Source organism: Paraburkholderia phenoliruptrix, assembly GCF_019511605.1.
In the GTDB taxonomy this organism is placed as follows: domain Bacteria; phylum Pseudomonadota; class Gammaproteobacteria; order Burkholderiales; family Burkholderiaceae; genus Paraburkholderia; species Paraburkholderia phenoliruptrix_A.
Genome location: NZ_JAEUAV010000022.1, coordinates 52,187 through 76,086, shown reverse-complemented (window position 1 = coordinate 76,086; position 23,900 = coordinate 52,187). Strand labels below are relative to the sequence as shown.

At 63.7% G+C, this 23,900-nt stretch carries 16 protein-coding genes and 1 pseudogene; 9 read left to right on the top strand and 8 right to left on the bottom strand.

What is annotated here, in order from left to right; all coding sequences use genetic code 11:
- The first annotated feature begins 66 nt into the window (after positions 1 to 66).
- Together rbfA and truB are read left to right on the top strand one after the other, a co-directional pair.
- Entirely contained in the window at positions 67 to 432 is a 366-nt protein-coding gene (rbfA, locus tag JNB89_RS23585; RefSeq protein ID WP_013339565.1) for a 30S ribosome-binding factor RbfA, read from the top strand.
- Between the two features lie 99 nt (positions 433 to 531).
- The gene (gene truB, locus JNB89_RS23580; RefSeq protein ID WP_220363791.1) at positions 532 to 1,470 is read left to right on the top strand and encodes a tRNA pseudouridine(55) synthase TruB; all 939 of its coding nucleotides are present in this window, start codon (positions 532 to 534) and stop codon (positions 1,468 to 1,470) included.
- 171 nt (positions 1,471 to 1,641) lie between these two features.
- Here truB and JNB89_RS23575 read toward each other — a convergent pair.
- From JNB89_RS23575 to JNB89_RS23560, 4 genes and pseudogenes are all read right to left on the bottom strand, one after another.
- Positions 1,642 to 3,213: pseudogene (locus JNB89_RS23575) on the bottom strand (DHA2 family efflux MFS transporter permease subunit); the annotation flags it as partial.
- A gap of 22 nt (positions 3,214 to 3,235) precedes the next feature.
- Positions 3,236 to 4,492, bottom strand: coding sequence for an EmrA/EmrK family multidrug efflux transporter periplasmic adaptor subunit (locus tag JNB89_RS23570; RefSeq protein WP_013339562.1), 1,257 nt, complete (start codon positions 4,490 to 4,492; stop codon positions 3,236 to 3,238).
- 90 nt (positions 4,493 to 4,582) lie between these two features.
- Positions 4,583 to 6,115 carry an efflux transporter outer membrane subunit gene (locus JNB89_RS23565; RefSeq protein WP_220363790.1) on the bottom strand — a complete coding sequence of 511 codons (1,533 nt, stop codon included), beginning with the start codon at positions 6,113 to 6,115 and terminating at the stop codon, positions 4,583 to 4,585.
- 49 nt (positions 6,116 to 6,164) lie between these two features.
- Positions 6,165 to 6,680 (bottom strand): MarR family winged helix-turn-helix transcriptional regulator, encoded by a 516-nt coding sequence (locus JNB89_RS23560; protein ID WP_220363789.1) that lies wholly within the window; start codon positions 6,678 to 6,680, stop codon positions 6,165 to 6,167.
- A gap of 359 nt (positions 6,681 to 7,039) precedes the next feature.
- Here JNB89_RS23560 and typA point away from each other — a divergent pair, with 359 nt between their 5' ends.
- The 6 genes from typA (at position 7,040) to JNB89_RS23530 (ending at position 16,943) form a co-directional block, all read left to right on the top strand.
- On the top strand, positions 7,040 to 8,866 hold the full coding sequence (gene typA / locus JNB89_RS23555; protein ID WP_220363788.1) for a translational GTPase TypA: 1,827 nt from the start codon (positions 7,040 to 7,042) through the stop codon (positions 8,864 to 8,866).
- Between the two features lie 383 nt (positions 8,867 to 9,249).
- Positions 9,250 to 12,111 (top strand): 2-oxoglutarate dehydrogenase E1 component, encoded by a 2,862-nt coding sequence (locus tag JNB89_RS23550; RefSeq protein ID WP_013339557.1) that lies wholly within the window; start codon positions 9,250 to 9,252, stop codon positions 12,109 to 12,111.
- 146 nt (positions 12,112 to 12,257) lie between these two features.
- Positions 12,258 to 13,541, top strand: a complete 1,284-nt coding sequence (odhB, locus tag JNB89_RS23545) for a 2-oxoglutarate dehydrogenase complex dihydrolipoyllysine-residue succinyltransferase (RefSeq protein WP_135893889.1) — start codon at positions 12,258 to 12,260, stop codon at positions 13,539 to 13,541.
- A 148-nt stretch (positions 13,542 to 13,689) separates the two neighbouring features.
- Entirely contained in the window at positions 13,690 to 15,120 is a 1,431-nt protein-coding gene (gene lpdA / locus JNB89_RS23540) for a dihydrolipoyl dehydrogenase (RefSeq protein WP_135893887.1), read from the top strand.
- A 91-nt stretch (positions 15,121 to 15,211) separates the two neighbouring features.
- Entirely contained in the window at positions 15,212 to 16,309 is a 1,098-nt protein-coding gene (zapE, locus tag JNB89_RS23535; RefSeq protein WP_220363787.1) for a cell division protein ZapE, read from the top strand.
- 178 nt (positions 16,310 to 16,487) lie between these two features.
- Positions 16,488 to 16,943 (top strand): transposase, encoded by a 456-nt coding sequence (locus JNB89_RS23530; RefSeq protein ID WP_220363786.1) that lies wholly within the window; start codon positions 16,488 to 16,490, stop codon positions 16,941 to 16,943.
- 98 nt (positions 16,944 to 17,041) lie between these two features.
- Here JNB89_RS23530 and JNB89_RS23525 read toward each other — a convergent pair whose 3' ends face one another.
- From JNB89_RS23525 to JNB89_RS23510, 4 genes are all read right to left on the bottom strand, one after another.
- Positions 17,042 to 17,527, bottom strand: coding sequence for a DUF2147 domain-containing protein (locus tag JNB89_RS23525; protein WP_220363808.1), 486 nt, complete (start codon positions 17,525 to 17,527; stop codon positions 17,042 to 17,044).
- Positions 17,528 to 17,805: 278 nt separating this feature from the next.
- Positions 17,806 to 19,512, bottom strand: a complete 1,707-nt coding sequence (locus JNB89_RS23520; protein ID WP_220363785.1) for a ShlB/FhaC/HecB family hemolysin secretion/activation protein — start codon at positions 19,510 to 19,512, stop codon at positions 17,806 to 17,808.
- 309 nt (positions 19,513 to 19,821) lie between these two features.
- The gene (locus tag JNB89_RS23515; protein ID WP_220363784.1) at positions 19,822 to 21,225 is read right to left on the bottom strand and encodes a collagen-like triple helix repeat-containing protein; all 1,404 of its coding nucleotides are present in this window, start codon (positions 21,223 to 21,225) and stop codon (positions 19,822 to 19,824) included.
- A 333-nt stretch (positions 21,226 to 21,558) separates the two neighbouring features.
- Complete coding sequence (locus tag JNB89_RS23510) at positions 21,559 to 23,079, bottom strand: collagen-like triple helix repeat-containing protein (protein WP_220363783.1); 1,521 nt, start codon at positions 23,077 to 23,079, stop codon at positions 21,559 to 21,561.
- A gap of 603 nt (positions 23,080 to 23,682) precedes the next feature.
- On the opposite strand from JNB89_RS23510, the gene JNB89_RS23505 reads away from it, so the two are divergent.
- On the top strand, positions 23,683 to 23,862 hold the full coding sequence (locus tag JNB89_RS23505) for a Flp family type IVb pilin (RefSeq protein WP_013339548.1): 180 nt from the start codon (positions 23,683 to 23,685) through the stop codon (positions 23,860 to 23,862).
- Positions 23,863 to 23,900: the final 38 nt, after the last annotated feature.

Here is a 23,900-nt window from a genome sequence, read left to right as displayed (position 1 = left end):
CGCGCTTTCGATAGCCGCGCTGTCGCGAACCATTTTTGCATCCGTCAGAACGGATCACATAACACCATGCCTAAAAAACGTTCTTCACCCAATCGCAACGTGCAGATCGCCGATCAGATCCAGCGCGATCTGTCGGAACTGCTGCGCGAGGTCAAGGACCCGCGCATCGGGATCGTCACGATCCAGAGCGTCGAGCTGACGCCGGACTATGCACATGCGAAGGTCTATTTCACGACCCTGACGGGCGACCCGCAGCAGACGCTCGCGGCGCTCACGCATGCGGCCGGCCATCTGCATAACCAGTTGTTCAAGCGCCTGCATATTCATACGGTGCCGACGCTGCATTTCCATTACGACAAGACGATCGAGCGCGCCGTCGAGATGTCGCGTCTGATCGACGAAGCAAACGCCAGCCGCGCGAAAGACGACTGAAGTCGGCTCGCCTGCACCGCGCAACGCGCCGCGGGCCGCAAGGGCCGGGCGCTCGACGCCTGACGCCATTCCGGCTTTAATGGAAAACCGTTCTCCGACATGACCGCACCTGAACGTCCCCGCGTGCCGCGCCGCGCGCTCGACGGCGTGCTGCTGCTCGACAAGCCGCTCGGCCTGTCGAGCAACGACGCACTGATTCGCGCGAAGCGCCTCTATCTGGCGAAAAAGGCGGGCCACACCGGCACGCTCGATCCGCTCGCCACGGGCCTGCTGCCGCTCTGTTTCGGCGAAGCCACCAAGTTCTCGCAAGATCTGCTCGAAGCCGACAAGACGTACGAGGCCACGATGCGCCTCGGCATTCGCACGACCACGGGCGACGCCGAGGGCGAGCCGGTCGACACGCGCGCGGTCACTTGCGACGAAGCCGCGGTGCGTGCCGTGCTGCCGGCCTTTCTCGGCGACATCGTGCAGGTTCCGCCGATGTATTCCGCGCTCAAACGCGACGGCAAGCCGCTCTACGAATATGCGCGCGCGGGCCAGACCGTCGAGCGGCAAGGGCGCGAGGTCACTATCCATTCGCTCACGCTGCTTGCTTGCGCGCTGCCGGATGTCACATTTCGCGTCACCTGCAGCAAGGGGACGTATGTGCGCACGCTCGCCGAAGACATTGGCGAGGCGTTGGGCTGCGGCGCCCATCTGGTGGCTTTGCGGCGCACCGGCGTGGGCGCGTTGACACTCGAGCATGCGGTGACGCTCGATGCGCTCTCAGACGCGACCAGCAGCGAGCGCGACGCATGGCTGCAACCGGTGGACGCACTGCTGTCGACGTTCCCGTCCGTGCAGCTCGACGAAGACGCGACGCGCCGCTTTCTGCACGGTCAGCGCCTGAAGTTATCGGAACTCGAATTGAGCGCTGAAGCGATGAGCGCGTCGCGCGTGCGTGTGTACGCGGCGGCGCAGGGCCGCCTGCTCGGCGTCGCGAGGAGCGGCGAAGGTGTGTTGGCGCCGGAGCGGCTGGTCGTCACGGCAACGGATTAGCGGCTTTTCGCGGCGGAGCAGGCAAGCGACAAATGCCGCACGCCGTGTGATCCAAGAACTGCTGGCCAACTGTTCAGCAACTGCCGGAGCGGTTGCAACAAAAAAGGCGGGACCGCGTGCAAGCGGTCCCGCCTTTTTCATCACCCACCTACGCGCGGCCAGAAGCGAAAATCAATGCGCCGCAGCGGCAGCGGCACCGGCGTCGCCACCGGCTCTTTCAGGCTTCGTAATCCAGATCAGCGCGATCAACGCGACAAAAATTCCAGCCGACACGTAGAACAGGTCGTTCACGCCCAATTGCGCGGCCTGCTGCGTGGCCATCGAATTGAAAAGCCCATACGCCTGCGGTTGACTGAAGCCCGCAGCGCCCATTTGCCGGATCGACTGATCGAAGACCGGGTTGTACGCGTTGGCTCGCTCCGTCAATTGGGCATGGTGCATGATCGTGCGATGGTCCCACGCCGTTTGAAAGATCGACGTGCCGATGCCCCCGCACATGATCCGCACGAAGTTCGACAGACCCGAGGCGGCCGGAATCCGGTTGCCCGGCAGGCCCGACAGCGTGATCGACACCAGCGGGATGAAGAAGCCGGCCATGCCGATGCCCTGAATCAGCGTGGGCAGCAGCAGCGAGTACGTATCCACGCCGGTCGTGTAGCGCGAGCGCATCCAGAAACAGAGTGCGAACACGAGGAACGACAGCGTCGCAATGTAGCGCGGATCGGTGCGCGGCAGGATCTTGCCCGTGAGCGGGGACAGCAGCACCGCGAAGAGCCCGACGGGCGCCATCACGAGACCGGCTTCGGTGGCGGTGTAGCCGATGTCCGTTTGCAGCCACAGCGGCAGTAACACGAGGTTGCCGAAGTAAAGCCCGTAGCCGACCGACAGCGCGATCGTGCCGCCGGTGAAATTGCGCTTGCTGAAGAGCGATAGATCGACCACCGGATGTTCGGCCGTCAATTCCCACACGATGAAAAAGGCCAGCGCGATCACCGCGACCAGTGCGAGCACGACAATGGTCGTCGACGAAAACCAGTCGAGGTCCTTGCCCTTGTCGAGCATGATCTGCAGCGCGCCGACCCAGAGGATCAGCAGGCTCAGGCCCACGCCGTCGATCGGCGCTTTCTTGACGACGGAATCGCGGTTGCGAAAAATCATCCACGTGGCGACCGCCGCAATCGCGCCGACCGGAATGTTGACGTAGAAGATCCACGGCCACGAAATGTTGTCCGAAATCCAGCCGCCGAGAATCGGGCCGGCGACCGGTGCGATCAGCGTGGTCATCGCCCACATGGAGAGCGCCATGGGCGCCTTCGCGCGTGGATAACTGGCGAGCAGAAGCGTTTGCGACAGCGGAATCATCGGGCCGGCCACCGCGCCTTGCAGCACGCGCGAGGCGAGCAGGAAGGGCAGGGTCGGCGCGAGGCCGCACATCCATGACGAGATCACAAACAGCACGATCGACGCCATGAAAAGCCGGACCTGACCGATGCGGTCGGTGAGCCAGCCGGTCAGCGGCACCGAAATCGCGTTGGCGACTGCGAACGACGTGATCACCCATGTGCCCTGGTCGGACGACACGCCGAGGTCGCCGGAAATGGACGGAATCGACACGTTCGCAATCGAGGTGTCGAGCACGTTCATGAAAACGGCGAGCGACACCGCGATGGTGCCGATCACCAGTTGCGCGCCTTCGAGCGGCGGATGCGGAAGTTGGGCCTGAGCCTGAGCCATGCAAAAAGCCTTGTATGAGTCGCCGCGCGGCTTACATCAGTTTCGCGGCCGCGGGCTTGCCGTTGCCGGACTGCGCGGCTTTTTGCGTGCCGGCGTTCGGACCTGCGTTTTCCGCGATGATGCGGGCGATTTCCGCGTCGGCTTCGTCGCCGTACTTGGCGAACACGTTTGTCTGGTAGACGGTGTTCTGCGCGTCGCCCAGCTTGCCGCCGTTTTCGTCCTTGATGCTGACGTCGGCCTGCATCGACAGACCGATACGCAGCGGATGCTTTTCGAGTTCCTGCGGATCGAGCGCGATACGCACCGGCAGGCGCTGCACCACCTTGATCCAGTTGCCGGTTGCATTCTGCGCGGGCAACAGCGAGAACGCCGAACCCGTGCCCGCCGAGAAACCGACCACCGTGCCGTGATAGACCACCGACGAGCCGTAGACGTCCGCCGTCAGTTCTACCGGCTGGCCGATGCGCATGTGCTTGAGCTGCACTTCCTTGAAGTTGGCGTCAACCCACACGCCGCCGAGCGGCACGATCGCCATGAGCGGGGTGCCGGGCGACACGCGCTGGCCGACCTGCACCGAGCGCTTGGCGACGTAGCCGGTCACGGGGGCGGGCAGCGTGTTGCGCGCGTTGTTCAGATAGGCGTCGCGCACCTTTGCGGCGGCGGCCTGCACGTTCGGGTGGTTTGCGATGGTGGTGTTCGCCGTCAGCGCGCGGTTCGACGCGAGTTGCTGCTGGGCGGCTTCCACGGCGGCCTGCGCGCTCTTCACGGCGTCGCGTGCGTGCGAGATTTCTTCAAGCGACACCGCGCCGGTTTGCGCCACCGTGAGACGGCGCTTCAGGTCGTCCTGCGCGCGCGACAGGTCGGCCTGGCGCTGCGCGACTTGGGCCTGGTACTGATTGTCGTCGGCGAAGAGGCCGCGCACCTGGCGCACCGTTTGCGCGAGATTCGCTTCGGCCTGTTCGAGGGCGACGCGGGCGTCCGCCGGGTCGAGCACGACGACCGGGTCGCCGGCCTTGACGGTCTGCGTATCGTCGGCGTTCACCGCGACGACCGTGCCGGTGACCTGCGGCGTGATCTGCACGACGTTGCCGTTCACATAGGCGTCGTCGGTGTCTTCGTGAAAGCGCGCCACGAGGAAGTAGTACAGGCCGTAGGCAATGGCCGCGATCAGAATCACGATGACGAGCAGCGTCATCATGCGCTTGCGTTTGCCGTTGTTCGCCGGTTGGGCCGGCTTGTTCGGCTGTGCCGGCTGGTTGGTAGCCGCGGGCTGCTGGGGGGTGCTCATCGATGTGCTCCGGGTTCTCTCAAACGTCGTCGTTTATTCAAATGTTCGTGCGTGCTGCGTTGCAGCCAGTGCCGTTGCGCGTTACACCGCTCACTTCGCTGCCGTGGTCGCGGCGGGTGCCGCACTGGCCGCGGCGGCAGGTGCCGCCGACCGATCGTCGGCAGGCACCACGAGGCCCGTCTGGGTCGCGTCGAAACCGCCGCCGAGTGCCTTGATGAGGCCGATCTGCAGATCGCGGCGGCGCATCTTCAAGGTGGTAACCGTCTGCTCGGCAGCGAGGCGGTTCTGGTCGGCGGTCAGCACCTGCAACTGCGGCGACAGACCCGCCTTGTAGCGGATCACGGCGAGCTGGTAAGCCTTCGTGGAGGCGTCGAGCGCGCGCTCGGCGTCGCCCGATTGCTGGTCGATCGAGCGGATCGACGAGACTTGCGTCGCCACGTCCGACAACGCATTGATGAGCGTCTGGTTGTAATTGGCGACGTCGAGGTCGAAATCGGCGTAACGGCCCTTCAACTGTGAGCGCAGCGCGCCCGCGTCGAAGATCGGCAGATGAATCGCCGGGCCGAACTGTATTTGCCGGCTGCCGGCCGTCAGAAAACGGCCCCAGCCGAATGCGTCGAAGCCGAAGCCCGCCGCGAGGTTCACGTCGGGAAAGAACTCGGCCTTCGCTTCCTTCACGTCGTGCATGGCCGCCTCGACCTGCCAGCGCGCCGCCACGATATCGGCGCGACGCGCGACGAGGTCGGCGGGCAGATTGTCGGGCACAGCTACTGCGCCGCCCACGGAGAGCGCCGGCTTGGCGATCTGCAGGCCGCGGTCCGGGCCCTTGCCGAGCAGTGCGCCCAGCTGGTAGCGCACCACTGTGATTTGACCGTCGAGGTCGGTCAGGTTCGACTGGCTCGTCGCAATATTGCCGGTCGCGGTCTGACGCTCGACGTTCGTGTCGAGACCGGCGGCGACGCGACCATTGGTGATACGGCCAATCTCCTGACGGTTCTCGATTTCGCGCGCGGCAATGTCGCGCAGCGCGTACAACTGCGCGAGCTGGTTGTAGGTGCTCGCCACCGACGCCGCGAGCGTCACGCGAGCCTGTTGCATGTCCGCTTCGGCCGCCTTTTCCTGCGACACCGCCTGACCGAGGCGCTGACGGTTCTTGCCCCACAGGTCGAGATCCCACGATGCGCTCGCGAGCACGTTGTTCTCGCTGTACCAGGTGCCGCCGTAAGGAGGCGGGTAGAGCGCGTTGCCGGAAAAGAGCTCGCGCGTCCACGAATAGCTGCCGGTGACTTTCGGGTAGAGCGCCGAGCGTGAGCTCTCAATGTACGACGACGCCTTGGCGAGACGCGCCTGCGCCTGTGCGATCGAGGGACTGCCTTCCAGCGCTTCGGCAATCAGCTTCGGCAGTTGCGGATCGCCGAACTGATTGGCCCAGTCGAGCGACGGCCACTGGCCGGCCTGGCCCGCCAGACTTTGCGTGGACTCGTACTGCGCCGGCGAAGCAATCTGCTTGTCGCTCTTGACACCGAAGTAGTTCGCGCACCCCGTGAGGGCGAGCGCTGCGACCGCGGCGGCGACAGCGGCCCGGCCGGAAAGCGCGGGCGCGGACAGGGAAAGGGATTTCATCGCTCGACTCTTTGAGTGGAATGTAATAGTGGACAATGCAAGCAATTTGTCAGGACTTGCTCTGCGAATTACTTGCTGAGTCACGAGTAAGGGCCGGGCATTCGCCCGAATTGATCAACACCCGGCGCAGCATGCTCTTCAGAAACCCGACTTCCTCCGGCGTGAAGCCCGCGAGCAGGTTGTCCAGCACACTATTGAAGATCCTGGGCATTTTTGCCGCGATCGCGTGGCCTTCCGCAGTGAGCGCCAGCCGCACGGCACGCCGGTCTTCGCTGCTGCGCACACGCGTGAGCAGGCCGCGTTTTTCCAGCCGGTCGATCAGGCGCGTGACGGCGCTTGCGTCTATGCCGTATTCGCGGGCCAGCTCCGCCGCCAGCAGACACTTGCCGCTTGCCACCATGAACAGGATGCTGCCCTGCTGGCTGGTGATGCCGAGCTCAGCCATGGTGCGCTGGGTGACGAGGTTCGACATGGTCGATTTCACGCGCGCGAGCAGATAGCCGACGCTCTCGCCAAGCTGATACTCGCTGATCTCAGGCGCAGGTGTGCGGGACGGCTCCGTCATGATTCTCGTGCGAATGCAATGGTTGACTAGGCATGATTATAAGAGCCGGATGATTGACGCGGCAAGCGTTATTGCAGCTTAGGCAAATAATTTTCCGCGCTCAAGTAAGGATGGGCGCAGTTTCACGTAGGGCGTCGGGGCGCTCGCCGTCGGGCTGGTGAGTACGCAAAGCGCTGCACGACCGGGCTCGCTATCAGGGAATACCAGATGACGTAACTGTTCAGTGCTATAATGTTGGGTTCCCAAAAGTGCGCTTTGGGCTTGTCGTAAATTTGTCCTCGTATTGCTCTGGTAGAAAGGGTGAGCGGCAGGGGTAAGCGGCATGAGCAAGCGGCGCACTCAACTGTCTCCAGGTTCCTATGACCCGCGCCCTACGCAACATCGCCATCATTGCCCACGTCGACCACGGCAAGACCACGCTCGTCGACCAGCTTCTGCGCCAGACCGCCACGTTCCGCGACAACCAGCAGGTTGCCGAACGCGTGATGGACTCGAACGACATCGAAAAAGAGCGTGGCATCACGATCCTTTCGAAGAATTGCGCGGTCGAATACGAAGGCACGCACATCAACATCGTCGACACGCCGGGTCACGCGGACTTCGGCGGTGAAGTGGAGCGCGTGCTGTCCATGGTCGACTCCGTGCTGCTGCTCGTCGACGCAGTGGAAGGCCCGATGCCGCAAACGCGCTTCGTCACCAAGAAGGCGCTCGCGCTCGGCCTGAAGCCGATCGTCGTGGTCAACAAGGTCGACCGTCCGGGCGCGCGCGTGGACTGGGTGATCAACCAGACTTTCGACCTGTTCGACAAGCTCGGTGCGACCGACGAACAGCTCGACTTTCCGATCGTCTACGCGTCGGGCCTGAACGGCTATGCGGGCCTCACGCCCGACGTGCGCGAAGGCGACATGCGCCCGCTGTTCGAAGCCGTGCTCAAGCACGTGCCGGTGCGCGCGGCCGACCCGGACGGTCCGCTGCAACTGCAGATCACCTCGCTCGACTACTCGTCGTATGTCGGCCGTATCGGCGTGGGCCGCATCACGCGCGGTCGCATCAAGCCGGGCATGGCGGTCGCCGTGCGCTCCGGTCCGGACGGCGCGATCCTGAACCGCAAGATCAACCAGGTGCTGTCGTTCAAGGGCCTCGAGCGCGTGCAGGTCGACTCGGCCGAAGCCGGCGACATCGTGCTGATCAACGGTATCGAGGAAATCGGCATTGGCGTGACCATCTGTTCGCCGGAGCAGCCGGAAGCATTGCCCATGATCACCGTCGACGAACCGACGCTGACCATGAACTTCCTCGTCAATTCGTCGCCGCTCGCCGGCCGCGAGGGCAAGTTCGTCACGAGCCGTCAGATTCGTGACCGCCTGATGAAGGAGCTGAACCACAACGTCGCACTGCGCGTGAAAGATACGGGCGACGAAACCACCTTCGAAGTGGCGGGTCGCGGCGAGCTGCACCTGACCATTCTGGTCGAGAACATGCGTCGCGAGGGCTATGAACTCGCCGTGTCGCGTCCGCGCGTGGTGATGCAGGAAATCAACGGCGTGAAGCACGAGCCGTATGAAAACCTCACCGTGGACATGGAAGACGCACACCAGGGCGGCGTGATGGAAGAGCTCGGCCGCCGCAAGGGCGAAATGCTCGACATGGCGTCGGACGGCCGTGGCCGCACGCGCCTCGAGTACCGTATTTCGGCGCGCGGCCTGATCGGCTTCCAGTCCGAATTTCTCACGCTCACCCGCGGCACCGGCCTGATGAGCCACACGTTCGACTCGTACCAGCCGGTCAAGGAAGGCGCGGTCGGCGAGCGCCGCAACGGCGTGCTGATCTCGCAGGACGACGGCCAGGCTGTCGCGTACGCGCTGTGGAAGCTGCAGGATCGCGGCCGCATGTTCGTGTCGCCGGGCGACGCGCTGTATGAAGGCATGATCATCGGCATTCACAGCCGCGACAACGACCTCGTCGTGAACCCGATCAAGGGCAAACAGCTCACCAACGTGCGCGCTTCGGGCACCGACGAAGCGGTGCGCCTCGTGCCGCCCGTGCAGTTGTCGCTGGAATACGCGGTCGAATTTATCGACGACGACGAACTGGTCGAAGTCACGCCGCAATCCATTCGCCTGCGCAAGCGCTATCTGAAGGAGCACGAGCGCCGTGCCGCAAGCCGTAAGGGCGCAGTGGACTAAGCAGCGCGCGCCGCTCGCGGCGGCTTTGCTGCCGCATTTCATGAAAAAGCCACCCCTCGGGTGGCTTTTTCATTTTCCGCCATGCGATGGCGTTATCCGCATTTGGCGCGGATTGGCCGTTGGTTTATGCGCGTTTGTCTCCGTTCATCGCAGAACACTGTTGCGGATCGTGGCAATCGTCGCAAAAGCCCGTCGCTGCGGGCTCGGGCGGCAATTCGCCTGCTATCTGGACTATCCGTTCTGTGATATGCTCCCCGGGTGCAAGTTTTAGGTCCTTCCAAGCAAGACTTGATTCGCGCAATCCGCTAAACGGTCAGGCCGTGTCGCGGAAGGTTCTGTAACCCGCTATTTCTCGAGAAACTCGAAGAAAGGTGAGCGTAAAAATGATGAAGCAATTCCAGTCGAACTCTTATCTGTTCGGCGGCAATGCTCCGTACGTAGAAGAAATGTACGAAGCATATCTCGACAACCCGGCGTCAGTGCCCGAGAACTGGCGCAGCTATTTCGACGCGTTGCAGAATGTTCCTGCATCGGACGGCAGCAATGCCAACGACGTGGCCCACGGCCCGATCGTCGAATCGTTTGCGCAACGGGCCAAGGCCAATGCCTTCATCCCGCGCACCGCAACCGGCGGTGAAGACCTCGCTACCGCGCGAAAGCAAGTCTATGTGCAGTCCCTGATCGGCGCATATCGCTTCCTCGGCTCGCAATGGGCCAATCTCGATCCCCTGAAGCGCCGCGAACGTCCCGCCATTCCCGAACTCGAACCTGCGTTCTACGACTTCACCGAAGCCGACATGGACCAGGAGTACAGCGCGACGAACCTGTACTTCGGATTCGAGAAGGCGTCGCTGCGCGAGATCGTCAAGGCGCTGCGCGACACGTACTGCGGCACGATCGGCGCCGAGTACATGTACATCAGCGATCCGGAGCAGAAGCGCTGGTGGAAGGAAAGGCTGGAGTCGATCCGCTCCACGCCGAACTTCTCGAACGAGAAGAAAAAGCACATCCTCAATCGCCTGACGGCCGCTGAAGGCCTCGAGCGCTTCCTGCATACCAAGTACGTCGGCCAGAAGCGCTTCTCGCTGGAAGGCGGCGAGAGCTTCATCGCGGCCATGGACGAAGTCGTGCGTCACGGCGGCGCCCGCGGCGTGCAGGAAATCGTCATCGGCATGGCTCACCGTGGCCGTCTGAACGTGCTGGTCAATACGCTCGGCAAGATGCCGGCTGACCTGTTCGCCGAATTCGAAGGCAAGCACGTGGACGACCTGCCGGCCGGCGACGTGAAGTACCACAAGGGTTTCTCGTCGGACGTCTCGACCGAAGGCGGTCCGGTCCACCTGTCGCTCGCGTTCAACCCGTCGCACCTCGAAATCGTCAACCCGGTAGTGGAAGGTTCGGCGAAGGCGCGTATGGATCGCCGCGGCGACGAAAGCGGCCTGCAGGTGCTGCCGGTGCAGATCCACGGCGACGCGGCTTTTGCCGGCCAGGGCGTGGTGATGGAAACGCTGAACCTCGCGCAAACGCGCGGTTACGGCACGCACGGCACGCTGCATATCGTCATCAACAACCAGATCGGCTTCACGACGTCGGACCCGCGCGACTCGCGCTCCACGCTGTACTGCTCCGACGTCGTCAAGATGATCGAAGCGCCGGTGCTGCACGTGAACGGCGACGATCCGGAAGCGGTCGTGCTGGCCACGCAACTGGCCATCGACTTCCGGATGCAGTTCCACAAGGACGTCGTGGTCGACATCGTCTGCTTCCGTAAGCTGGGCCACAACGAGCAGGACACGCCGGCTGTCACGCAGCCGCTGATGTACAAGACCATCGCGAAGCACCCCGGCACGCGCGCGCTGTATGCGGAGAAGCTCGTGCAGCAAGGCGTGATCACCGCTGAAGACGCGGAAGAGTACGTGAAGGCTTACCGCAAGGCGATGGACGAAGGCCACCATACGGTCGACCCGGTGCTCTCGAACTACAAGAGCAAGTACGCGGTGGACTGGGTGCCGTTCCTGAACCGCAAGTGGACCGACGCAGCCGACACGGCTGTGCCGCTCGCGGAACTCAAGCGCCTCGCCGAGCGTATCACCACGATTCCGGAAAACTTCAAGGTTCACCCGCTGGTCGAGCGCGTCATCAACGACCGTCGCGCAATGGGCCGTGGCGAAGCAAAGCTCGACTGGGGCATGGGCGAGCATCTTGCGTTCGCGTCGCTGGTCGCTTCGGGCTACGCAGTGCGCCTGACCGGTCAGGACTCGGGCCGCGGTACATTCACGCACCGCCACGCGGTGCTGCACGACCAGAACCGCGAGCGCTGGAACGACGGCACCTATGTGCCGCTGCAGAACATCGCCGAAAATCAGGCAAAGTTCACGGTCATCGACTCGGTGCTGTCGGAAGAAGCGGTGCTCGGTTTCGAATACGGCTACTCGACCGCTGAACCGAACACGTTCGTCGCGTGGGAAGCGCAGTTCGGCGACTTCGTGAACGGCGCGCAAGTGGTGATCGACCAGTTCATCTCGTCGGGCGAAGTGAAGTGGGGCCGCGTATCGGGCCTGACCATGCTGCTGCCGCACGGCTACGAAGGCCAGGGTCCGGAGCACTCGTCGGCGCGTATCGAGCGTTTCCTGCAACTGTGCGCAGACCACAACATGCAGGTCGTTCAGCCGACCACGCCGGCGCAGATTTTCCACCTGCTGCGCCGCCAGATGATCCGCCTGTTCCGCAAGCCGTTGATCGTGGCTACGCCGAAATCGCTGCTGCGTCACAAGGAAGCGGTGTCGGACCTGTCGGAACTCGCAAAGGGCTCGTTCCAGCCGGTGCTCGGCGAAGTGGACGAAAGCATCGACGCGAAGAAGGTCAAGCGCGTGCTGGTGTGCTCGGGCCGCGTGTACTACGACCTCGTCGCGCATCGCCGCGAAGCGAAGTCGAACGACGTCGCCATCATCCGTATCGAGCAGCTGTATCCGTTCGCGCACAAGCAGTTCGAAGCGGAAATGAAGAAATACGACAACGCGACGGAAGTGGTGTGGGTGCAGGACGAGCCGCAGAACCAGGGCCCGTGGTTCTACATCGAGCATCATCTGAAGGAAGGCATGAAGGAAGGACAGAAGCTGGCATACAGCGGCCGTCCGGCTTCGGCTTCGCCGGCAGTGGGCTACTACGCGAAGCACTACGAGCAGCAGAAAGCGCTGGTCGAAGGCGCTTTCGGCCGCCTCAAGAGCGCGTCGATCGCTAAATAAGAAATGAGACGGACCGGGAAAGCGCAGTGCGCTTTCCCGTGCCGCATTCCGCAACCCTTGTTCATGGTTCGGAGCGCGGCACGCAGGGTTCGCAGGCGGTCGTCGTTCACCGCGCCGTCACCCGATACGTATTCAGGATATTCATAATGGCTATTGTTGAAGTCAAGGTTCCCCAGCTGTCCGAGTCGGTCTCGGAAGCCACGATGCTGCAGTGGAAGAAGAAGCCCGGCGAGGCTGTTGCTCAAGACGAAATTCTCATCGAAATCGAGACCGACAAGGTCGTGCTCGAAGTGCCGGCACCCGCAGCCGGCGTGCTCGCGCAAGTCATCGCGAACGACGGCGACACGGTCACCGCTGACCAGGTCATCGCCAAGATCGACACGGAAGGCACCGCAGGCGCCGCTGCTGTCGAAGCCGAAGTGAAGCCCGCGCCCGTGGCCGCTCCGGCTCCGGCGCCGGCTGCTGCACCGGCCGCGCAAGCTGCATCCGCAACGGGTGCGAACACCGCTGCTTCGCCGGCCGCCGGCAAGCTGATGGCAGAGAAGGGCCTCGCCGCTGGCGACGTCGCCGGCACGGGCCGCGACGGCCGCATCACCAAGGGCGACGTGCTGACCGCCGGCGCGCCTGCCGCAAAGACCGCTGCGCCCGCACCGGCTGCTGCACCGAAGGCCGCCAAGCCTGCGCTGCCGGACGTGAAGGCGCCGGCCTCGGCCGAGCAATGGCTGAAGGACCGCCCGGAACAACGCGTGCCGATGTCGCGTCTGCGCGCGCGTATCGCCGAGCGTCTGCTCGAGTCGCAGCAAACCAACGCCATCCTGACCACGTTCAACGAAGTCAACATGGCGCCGGTCATGGATCTGCGCAACAAGTACAAGGACAAGTTCGAAAAGGAACATGGCGTGAAGCTCGGCTTCATGTCGTTCTTCGTGAAGGCGGCTGTGCACGCGCTGAAGAAGTTCCCGCTTGTGAACGCGTCGATCGACGGTAACGACATCGTCTATCACGGCTACTTCGACATCGGTATCGCTGTCGGTTCGCCGCGCGGTCTTGTGGTGCCGATCCTGCGCAACGCGGATCAGCTGAGCCTCGCCGAAATCGAGAAGAAGATTGCCGAGTTCGGTCAGAAGGCGAAGGACGGCAAGCTGTCCATCGAAGAAATGACGGGCGGTACGTTCTCGATCTCGAACGGCGGCGTGTTCGGCTCGATGCTGTCGACGCCGATCATCAACCCGCCGCAGTCCGCGATTCTCGGCGTGCACGCAACGAAGGAACGCGCTGTCGTCGAAAACGGCCAGATCGTGATCCGTCCGATGAACTATCTGGCGCTCTCGTATGACCACCGGATCATCGACGGTCGCGAAGCCGTGCTGTCGCTCGTCGCGATGAAGGACGCGCTGGAAGATCCGGCGCGCCTGCTGCTCGACCTGTAACTTCCGGTCCGCTTCCCGCCGGCTTGCAAAAACGCAAGCCGGCGCCACTTGCAGATCAGGCAAGTTTCACGTCTTTCGCATTCCGCAGTACATGAACGAGACGCGCCACGAAGCGTGGCCGCGCCGTTCCGTCATCAAAAGGATTGTCATGTCCAAAGAATTTGACGTCGTCGTGATCGGCGCAGGCCCCGGCGGTTACATCGCCGCCATTCGCGCAGCGCAGCTCGGCAAGACCGTCGCATGTATCGAAAAATGGAAGAACCCGGCCGGCGCGCTGAAGTTGGGCGGCACCTGCCTGAACGTGGGTTGCATTCCGTCGAAGGCGCTGCTCGCGTCGTCGGAAGAGTTTGAAAACGCGTCGCATCACCTCGCCGACCACGGCATTTCGGTGGAGAACGTGAAGGTCGACATCTCGAAGATGATGGCTCGCAAAGAGGGCATCGTCGAGAAAATGACCAAGGGTATCGAATTCCTGTTCCGCAAGAACAAGATCACGTGGCTCAAGGGTCACGGCAAGTTCACCGGCAAGACGGACGCCGGCGTGCAGATCGAAGTGAGCGGCGAAGGCGAAACAGAAGTGGTCACGGCGAAGAACGTGATTATCGCCACCGGTTCGAAGGCACGTCATCTGCCGAACATTCCGGTGGACAACAAGATCGTCGCCGACAACGAAGGCGCGCTGTCTTTCGACTCCGCGCCGAAGAAGCTCGCTGTGATCGGCGCAGGCGTGATTGGTCTGGAACTCGGTTCGGTGTGGCGTCGCCTCGGCGCGGAAGTGACCGTGCTCGAAGCGCTGCCGGAATTCCTCGGCGCGGCTGACCAGGCGCTGTCCAAGGAAGCGGCCAAGCAGTTCAAGAAGCAGGGCCTCGACATTCACGTCGGCGTGAAGGTCGGCGAAGTCACCACGACGGACAACAGCGTCACAATCAACTACACGGACAAGGACGGCAACGCGCAGAAGCTCGAAGCCGACCGCCTGATCGTGTCGATCGGCCGTGTGCCGAACACCGACAATCTCGGTCTGGAAGCGATCGGTCTGAAAGCGAACGAGCGCGGCTTTATCGACGTGGACGATCATTGCGCGACGGCCGTGCCGAACGTGTACGCGATCGGCGACGTGGTGCGGGGCCCGATGCTCGCGCACAAGGCCGAGGACGAAGGCGTGCTGGTGGCCGAAATCATCGACGGTCAGAAGCCGCACATCGACTACAACTGCATTCCGTGGGTGATCTACACCGAGCCGGAAATCGCATGGGTCGGCAAGACCGAGCAGCAACTGAAGGCGGAAGGCCGCGAGATCAAGACCGGCCAGTTCCCGTTCATGGCCAACGGCCGTGCGCTCGGCATCAACAAGGCAGATGGTTTCGTCAAAATGATCGCGGACGCAAAGACCGACGAACTGCTCGGCGTGCACATCATCGCGGCGAACGCATCGGACCTGATCGCCGAAGCCGTGGTGGCCATGGAATTCAAGGCGGCGTCGGAAGACATCGGCCGCATTTGCCATCCGCACCCGTCGCTGTCCGAAGTCATGCGCGAAGCGGCGCTCGCCGTGGACAAGCGCGCGCTGAACATGTAATCGCGCGCACGCCTGACTGAACGCACTGGCATTTCCGGCATCACAAGGCGGGCGGGTTCATTCCCTCCCGCCTTTTTTTTGCAGCAACACGATGAACGTCACCGAATACTACGAAAAAGAACTGCAGACGCGGGGCTATCAATCCGACCCGGCGCAACGTGCGGCGGTGGACCGTCTGCAGCGGTGCTACGAAGAGTGGGTCGAGTACAAGGCGCGTCGCTCGAACGCGTTCAAAAAGCTCATCAATCACCCGGACCAGCCGCGCGGCGTCTACATGTGGGGCGGCGTGGGGCGCGGCAAGAGCTTTCTGATGGACAGCTTTTACATGATCGTGCCGGTGCAGCGGAAAACGCGCTTGCATTTCCACGAGTTCATGCGCGAGGTGCATCGCGAACTGGAAGAGCTGAAGGGCCAGGCCGATCCGCTCGACGAGCTCGCGCGCCGTGTGGCCAAACGCTACCGGCTCATCTGTTTCGACGAATTTCACGTGTCGGACATCGCGGACGCGATGATTCTGTACCGCCTGCTCGACAAGCTGTTCGAAAACGGCGTGCAGTTCGTGATGACGTCCAACTACGACCCCGACACGCTGTATCCGGACGGCCTGCATCGCGACCGCATGCTGCCTGCCATCGAACTGATCAAGGCCAAGCTCGATGTGATCAACGTGGACGCAGGCATTGACTACCGGCAGCGCACGCTGGCGCAGGTCGAGGTCTATCACACGCCGCTTGGCGCGGCCGCCGACAAGGCGCTGCGCGACGCGTTCGCGCGTCTTGCCGCCGTGCCTGACGAAAGCCCGATCCTGCACATTGAAAAGCGCGAGCTGAAAGCACTGCGCAAGGCCGACGGCGTGGTCTGGTTCGATTTCTCGACGTTGTGCGGCGGTCCGCGTTCGCAGAACGATTACCTCGAACTCGCAAGCCGTTTCCACGCGGTGATCCTGTCCGCCGTACCGCAGATGTCGGCGCGCATGGCGTCGGAGGCGCGTCGCTTCACGTGGCTCATCGACGTGTTCTACGACCACAAGGTGAAGCTGCTGATGTCCGCCGCGGTGCCGCCCGAGCAGCTTTATGTGGACGGCCCGATGGCCAACGAATTTACGCGCACCGTCTCACGCATCGTCGAGATGCAGAGCAAGGAGTATCTGGACGCACCGCGCCGGATCGTCGATACGTCGCTCACCTGAGGCGCGGGGCGCGCCGGAGGACGCCGGAACCGACCGCCGGCGGTGGTTTTGCGATAGGTCGCTGCTTCCACGGCTAGCGGACTAGGCCGAAAGGCCTGTTTTCAGGATTCGGATTGCTCCGATATTCCGGTTGTGGGCGACTGGCTATCTTTGTCGATTATCTGACAAAGGAGAAACCATGAACCCCTACCGCGACATCAACGACGAAGAGTGGCAACGCATTGCGCCGTTGCTGCCCGAATTGCGCCCGCGCTCGGAATTGCGGGGCCGCCCGCTTGCCAACACGCGCTCGGTGCTCAACGGCGTACTGTGGGTCATGTACAGCGGCGCCACGTGGTCCGCCATGCCGCGCAAATACCCGTCCTATCAAACCTGTCATCGGCGCTTCAAGGCCTGGTACGAGTCCGGCGTGCTCAAACGCGTAATGGAGCAGCTATTCGGCGCCGCGAGCGAGGAACTGTGCGCGATGATGGAAGCTCGCATGCGCACCCATCCGGCCGCAGAATCCAAACCTGTGGTCACCGCAGAGAAGGCGCCTGCGCCGGTTGCACCGGCAGTCTACAATCCGCCGCCCGCCACGCCTCTTCCGTCGTCCCCGTTTGCTTTCACGTCGCCTTTCAAACACGCTGCATGACAACTGGAATCGCGCGACATCGGGTACAAAAACGGCCGAACGATCATATCGTCGGCCGTTTCTTTTTTGTGCGCACCGGGTGCGGCTACGGCGCCATCCTACTGCTGGCGAACCCACGTTTGCGAGCGTCCCAGCAGCGACACGCCGATGTATCCGCGCACCACGAGCTTGTTGCCGTCGTCTTCAAGGCGCATCTTGCACTTGTAGAGCTTGCCGTTTTCCGGGTCCAGAATCTGCCCGTGATCCCAGGCGTCGCCGTCCTTCTTCATGTCGCTGATGATCGTCATGCCGAGAATCGGCTGGTCCTTGCGCGAGTCGGTGCACGCGGTGCAGCGACGATCCGGCTGGTCGTTCGGGCCGAGTCCCTTGATCACCTTGCCGCTTAGCGTGCCATTGCCGTCCTGCATGATCTGCACGAGCGCCTTGGGCTGGCCGGTGTGATCGTCGATGGTCTGCCACGTGCCCACCGGCGTATCGGCCTGTGCCATCGCGGTGGCGGCGCTCGCGAGCAGCACGCCGGCGAGCGCCGCGTGTTGCGCCGTGCGTAGTGCGAGGGTTCGGGCGCGCTGAGTGAGCTGAGCCAACTGCATCATTGTCTTCCTCCGTGAATAAAAGATGGCGCGATCATGGTCGCGCAGCGTTATTGGCACCGCGTGAGGCGCTTGCCTTGCATGTCGCGTGATGCCTTGGGGGTCTCCTGACGCGCCGCACCCGAAGGGCCGGTCCCGCGGCTCTGGGCGGCCGCGTGATGTGATCGATGCAGAATACGTGAAGTGCGCGCGAAAGTGCGCGCATGGTTTGATAGTGAAGCCTCTAATCGGCTGTGGCACTTCATGCGCAGCGCAGTCTTGCCAGGTTGGGCTCAGTTCAACTGGTACGAGAACGTGGCATTGATGCGCGGACTGCGCGACGCGCTCTCGACTGGAGCGTCGCCGACCGCCTTCGCCACCGAGAGATCGAGGCTGTAGTACTTCGCGTCGCTGATCCGAAAGCCAAATGCAATCGACGCAAGCCGCGACGGCGAGGGCGTGCCCGCATGCAGATAGACACGCGCCATGTCGAACGAAATGTACGGCGTGAACGTGCGCAGATACGTGAAGCCCGGCGTGAACGCGCGGTTGATCTCGAACATGGCGCCCCAGCCTGAATCGCCCGACGCTTCGCCTGGCTGATAGCCTTGCGCGAAACGCTGCGCGCCGAAAGCGATCTGCTCGGAGGTCGGCAGCGAAACGGCGCTGTACTGGCCGGTCAGCGAGATGGCCGTACCGATCTTGAAGGGCCACTCATTGGTTTGTGAAAAGCTCGCACCGGTGCGCACAAAGTTGATCGAAGCCGGATTGCTGACGCGCGTGCCGAGAACATTCGAATCGCCGGCCTTCGACGCGCCCAGAATGTCGAACGCCTTCGCCACGTTAAGGCTCGCGCGGCGCACCTGGCCCGTTTGCACGCTCGTGTAGTCGGCTTGCAACTGCATCACGCGCACTTGCGACCGCAGGCCGATCTGCGCACCCGTCTGTTGATTGTGATAGCGGTCCTCGTCGTGCGAGGCATACACCGACGCAGTGCCGATCACGCTCTGCGAATTGCTCAGGAGGATGGGGTAGGCCAGCGAGCCGCCGATCTTGTCGTTGATCACCGTGCGCTCGACGTAGGACGGCAGGCCCGGATTGTCGACCGGATTGCCGCGATAGTGCGATGCGTCGAGCTTCGCAATCAGGCCATTGCTGCCGACCGGCACGGTGGCATGCGCGGCCAGATAAGTGACGTTGTCGCGGCCTTTCGGCAGCAGCGCCGACACGCTCAGTTGTTCGCCTAGCGCGGTAAGGCCATTTTCGGTCGCGCTCAGCAGGCCTTGCACGCCGGGATGATTGAAGTCGATGCCGGTACTGACATTGAAAGGCTTGCGCTCCACGTTCAGCTCGAGCGTAGTTGCACCGTCCGTGTTCTGCGGCGGCGGGACGTTCGCGGCGACCTTCACGCCGGGCAACAGCCCGAGCACGTTGATATAACGTTCGAAGGTGGCGCGCCGCAGCGGCCGGTCGGCAGTGATGTGATCGGCGATCGCGCGGATTTTCTCTTCCACTGCGCCAGCCTTGCCCGTCACCTTGACGGCGGACACATAGCCTTCCACTACCGTCACGCGCACCACGCCGTCGTCGAATGTCTGTGCCGGGATAAATGCAAACGAAAGCGCGAAGCCGCGCTCCTGGTAGAGCTTTGTTACGCCGTTGGCCACCTCGATCAGATCGCCGATGGTCATGTCTTTGCCGACTAGCGGCGTGAAGCGTTGCGCGACGTCGTCGAAGGGAATCGACTTGACGCCTTCGACCTGAACGCGGGTCGGCGTGAGATGGCGCGCAAGCAGTTCCTGTAGTTGAGGCGCTTGCGGCGCGACCTGCAGGGTCACGTTCGGACCTTTGTCGGGCGCCTTGATTTGCGGCAGTGAATCCAGCGGATTGCCGCCGGCCACCGCGGCGGGTCGCGACTGCGCATGTGCGGGCGCTTGCATTGCGCTCGCGGCGAACGCCGCGAGCATGAACGTCCAGGTGCTGCGGTAGCCGGGTTTCATCGGACTGTCCTCGTATGCCGTTTTGTTCTGCGAGCGTCTGCGGTTGCGCGGCATGGCCTTGCCGCCGGACAGCGCTCGATTTATGTATGGCCGGACGGAGTTCGCCGTCCCGCCATGTTTTACGTCATCAGTTGCACGAAGCTTGAATGCAATGCGAAAGAGGGCGCATGCGACATGCTGCGCGGCCCATTCGTGTAATGGCATGTCATGTCACGCTGTGCGACGCGAGCCGCCCGCAACGGCCGGGCGCGAGACCGTGACGGCCTCTCAAAAGATGCCATGCACGTCGCGCCCCAACCTTCATGCGGACTACTTACGACTGCCCGGCACGAGCCCGCCCAGTAACGTGGTCAGCCCGCCCGCCGGACTGCCGGGGGTACTCGTCGACGTTGTGGCGGCGGTGGAGCCGGCGGCGCCGCTCAAGGCGCCCGTCAGTTGCCCAACCAGCGCGGTCACAGGCCCGAGCGCCTGTGCGCCGCCCGAGCCGCCCGCGCCCGCTCCTCCGCCCGCTGCACCGCCAGTCACGCCGGCCAGCACACCGGTCACCGACTGCAGCGACGACAGCGGGCTTGTTCCGCTGCCCGTACCGCTCAGCGCGGAAGTCAGCGGGCCGAGAGGGGCGCCGCTCAGCCCCGAGCCGACCCCGGCGAGCGGCGTGCCGCCGAGCAGCGTCGACAGCGAGCCGAGCGGATTGCCGCCGAGCCCAAGGCTGGCCAGCGTGTCTTGCAGCGGGCCAAACGGGCTGCTGTTCGATGGCGGTCCGTTGGCAATGCTGACATTCATGCTGCCGACAAGGCTCGTAATCAGCCCGGGAATCGGCAGCACGCCGTTCGGGCCGTTTGGATTGACGAGCCCGCCCGCGTTCGTCACGGTGTTGCCGAGAGAGCCGATCAGCGCACCGGCATCGGCGCCTATCGGGTTGCCGCTTATCGAGCCCGCCTGCGAGCCCGCAGTGCCGAGTGCGCCGCCAAGCTGAGCCAGCAGACCCCCGAGCGGTGCGCCGAGGCCCGTCTGCGTGCCGGCCGCCTGGGTGACGAGACCCGCGGTGACGACAATTGGCGTGATCGCTGTACTGAGCGGTTGCGTGAGTTGCTGAACCGGGGGCGAGCCGAGCGTATTGCCGAGCGTGGCGCCACCCGCGTTGAGTGCGGTGGCGGTGGTCGACAATGCGCCAGCCAACGGCGTCGTAACCGGCGACAGCGGTGCAAGATTGCCGCTGCCGAGGCCGTCCACGGCAGTGCTCAGGCCTTGCACGACGCCGCTCGTCGAACTCACCACCGAGCCGAGACCCGCGACCGTGGTGCCGACCGGATTCTGCGTCGCGCCGATCTGGCCGACGCCGCCGCTCACCGCGTTGGCGAGCGTGTTCAGCGTACTGCTCGTACCCGACACTGCGTTGCCGAGACCTTGCGTGACTTGCGGGCTCAGACCGGGAATGGTCTGCGCGGCGATGGTCGCGCCGAGATCGTTGGTCGTCTTCGCGGCGCCCGTGACGGCGCCTGGGGTGCCGGTGGTGGTCGTCGTCGTGTTGCCGCCGCTGCCGGTCGATCCGGAGCCGCTGCCGCTGCCGGTGCTGGACGTGGGCGGCGAATTGACCGTGCTGCCGCCGCACGCGGCGAGCAGGCCGGCGACGGCAACGGCAATCAACGGCGTGCGCAACGACATGAAGACGGTCGCGGCGGAGTGTCGGTTCAACAGACGGGGTGTGGACATGTGTGCTCCTCAATGCCTTCTGGCAATCGTGTTTGCTACTGGCGCGCGCTGTCTCTTCGAGATGGCGGCGCGGCTTTCTTTGAGCCGTATCGAGACTGCTGTATTCGGATCAGGCCAGGATGCCGGGATCAACGCGGCTGTCATGCGTGCTCGCGGTGGAATCTCCGGCATGGGCGGCGGTCGCGGACCATCGCTCGAAGCGTCGCGCGGTGCGTGCTTCGCTACGTGGTCCGCCGCGTGTTACGTCACGTGTTTCGCCACATGCGTCCCGCGTTGCTTTCGTGCGTGCTTCGCTGCTTACTCCCTGCCTACTCCCTGCGTGAGCGGCCACGCCTACTTCTTCGACAATCCCCCGAGCAGGCCGCCAACCAGCGAGGTCACCGGCGCAAGCGGATTGCTTGCCGTGCCATTGCCCGAGCTGGCCGTGAGCGATACACCGGTGGGCGTCGTGGGCGTGGTGCTCGTCGTGCGCGTCGCGCTGGGGGTTGCCGCCGCGGTCGTCGTGGCGACGCCGCCGAGCGCACCAGTGACCGTCGACAGCACGCCTGTCACAGGCGCCAACGGGCTACTGCTGCCGGCCGCGCCGCTCAATCCGCTCGTCACACTCGACAGCACACCGGTCACAGGCGCGAGCGGGCTTGCACCGCCGGACGCACCGCCAAGCGCGCCCGTCAAGCCAGCCAGCGTGCCGGTGACCGGCGCGAGCGGGCCGCTGCCGGCGCCGCCGGTCACGCCGCCAAGCGCACTGGTCACAGGCGCTAGCGGTCCGGTGGCCGCTCCACCGGTGAGGCCACCCAGCGCGCTCGTCAGCGGCGCGAGCGGGTTGCCGCCGGTGCCGCCCGTCAGCAATCCGCCGACGGAGGCGACCGTGGTGCCGGTGTCCGTGACGGTGCGTCCGAGTGCAGTCGTGACGGGATTGCCACCGGACGTGGCGAGCAGCGTGCCGGCCTGCTTGAGTCCGCCGCCGAGTGTCGACAGCAGCGTATTGACCGGCGTCCCGAGCCCCGTTGTCGTGCCGACCGTCTGCGTGGTCGATGCGACCATCGACGTAATGGGTGTGATCGCGGTACTGAGTGTTTGCGTGACCTGCTGGACCGGGCCCGTCGAAAGAGCCGTGCCGAGCATGCTGCCGCCGTTTGTGACCGCGCCGCCCAAGGTCGTGACGGCGCCGCCGAGCGGCGTCGTGATCGCAGACAGGGGCGCAAGCGGCCCGCTGCCGAGGCTACTTACGAGGCTGCCTGCGTCCGTCACCGCGCCGCCCACGTGTCCGAGCGCGCCGCCCACGCTCGATACCGTGGTCCCGAGCGCATTGCTGCCGGTGCCTAGCTGACCGAGCCCTTGCGTGACGCCGCCGCCGAGCGTCGACACCGCTGCGCCGACTTCCTGGACAATGCCTCCTGCGGCCTGGGGAGTTTGCGTGCCGACGCCCGGCAGCGTCTGCGAGCCGATCACTGTGCCGATGCCCGAGACTGTCGAGCCTACGTCGCCGATCACACCGCCCGTGTTGCCCACCACCGTGCCGACTGCATTGGCCACCGGCGTCGTGGCGGGATTGGTGCCGGGGTCCGTGTGCGTATCGGGGTTGCTGTTGGTGTTCGTGTTCGTATTGGAGTTGCTGCCGGAGCCGGCCGAGCCCATCGAGCCGCTGCCGCTTCCCGTCGACAGCGTGCCGCCCGCAGAGCCGCTGCCCTTGCTGCCGGTGCCCGAACTGAGGCTGCCGGAGCCCCCGCAGGCGCTGAGCGTAAGCAGCGCGGCCACGCCGGCCGCGATCACCGTGCTGCGTAGCGCGCGGCTGGCCGTGTTTCCCGTATGAGTGGTGTGAATGTTGTCGGTGTGGATCGTTGGAATGTTCATGTCGCCTCGCATCGCATGTGTTGTGTGGTCCTGCTGCGGGCTCTCTCTGCAGGACCCATGCCATTTCCGCTGATCAATAGCGCGGATTTTCGAATGCGAGCCGTAACGCCTTGTCGAATAAGGCATTCCAGGATTTGATGGAGTGAGCGCTAAATCAGAAATTGGCAAAAAGAGGTACGCGGCGGCGCATTACCGGGCGCTGCGTAACGTAACGGTCCGCATACGCCGTTACGGAATCCGCCGTAACGCGGGCGCTCATGCAGCAGCGCAGTACCCAAAAGATAATTAGTGCAACGATTCAAAGTTATGGTTAATACTATGTGCTGCAACGCACGAACAACCGTTAACCTATGTGCACGAGAAGAACATGCACGCAGACGCGTCCGCGGGCAAAGCACAATTGCTTTAATAAGATTGTTCGGCTATAAAACGCCACAGTTGCGCGGCATCACGAGGGAGGTGGGTTATCGAACAGACAGCTCATACACATCCGTTCCATTGGGAACGGCCGCAACGGGAGCCGCTACGACGCGAGATACCGCGCCGGGACTGAGAGACCAGCGGCACATAGAAAGACGAATAAATCGAAGATCGAGGGTAAGAATGAAAAAGTTCGCCACAAGCTTTCTGAGAGATAACCGGGGCGTTACCGCACTGGAATATGGCCTCATCGCGGGCCTGATCGTCGTTGTTATCGGCTCGACCGTGCAAGGACTCGGCACGCAGCTCAATACTGCATTTCAGACGGTCGCCGGGCTTTTGCCTGCCATCAGCAAAAATTAATGCGATCGGCGACCCGGTCGGGCGAGTGCAAGGCGTTA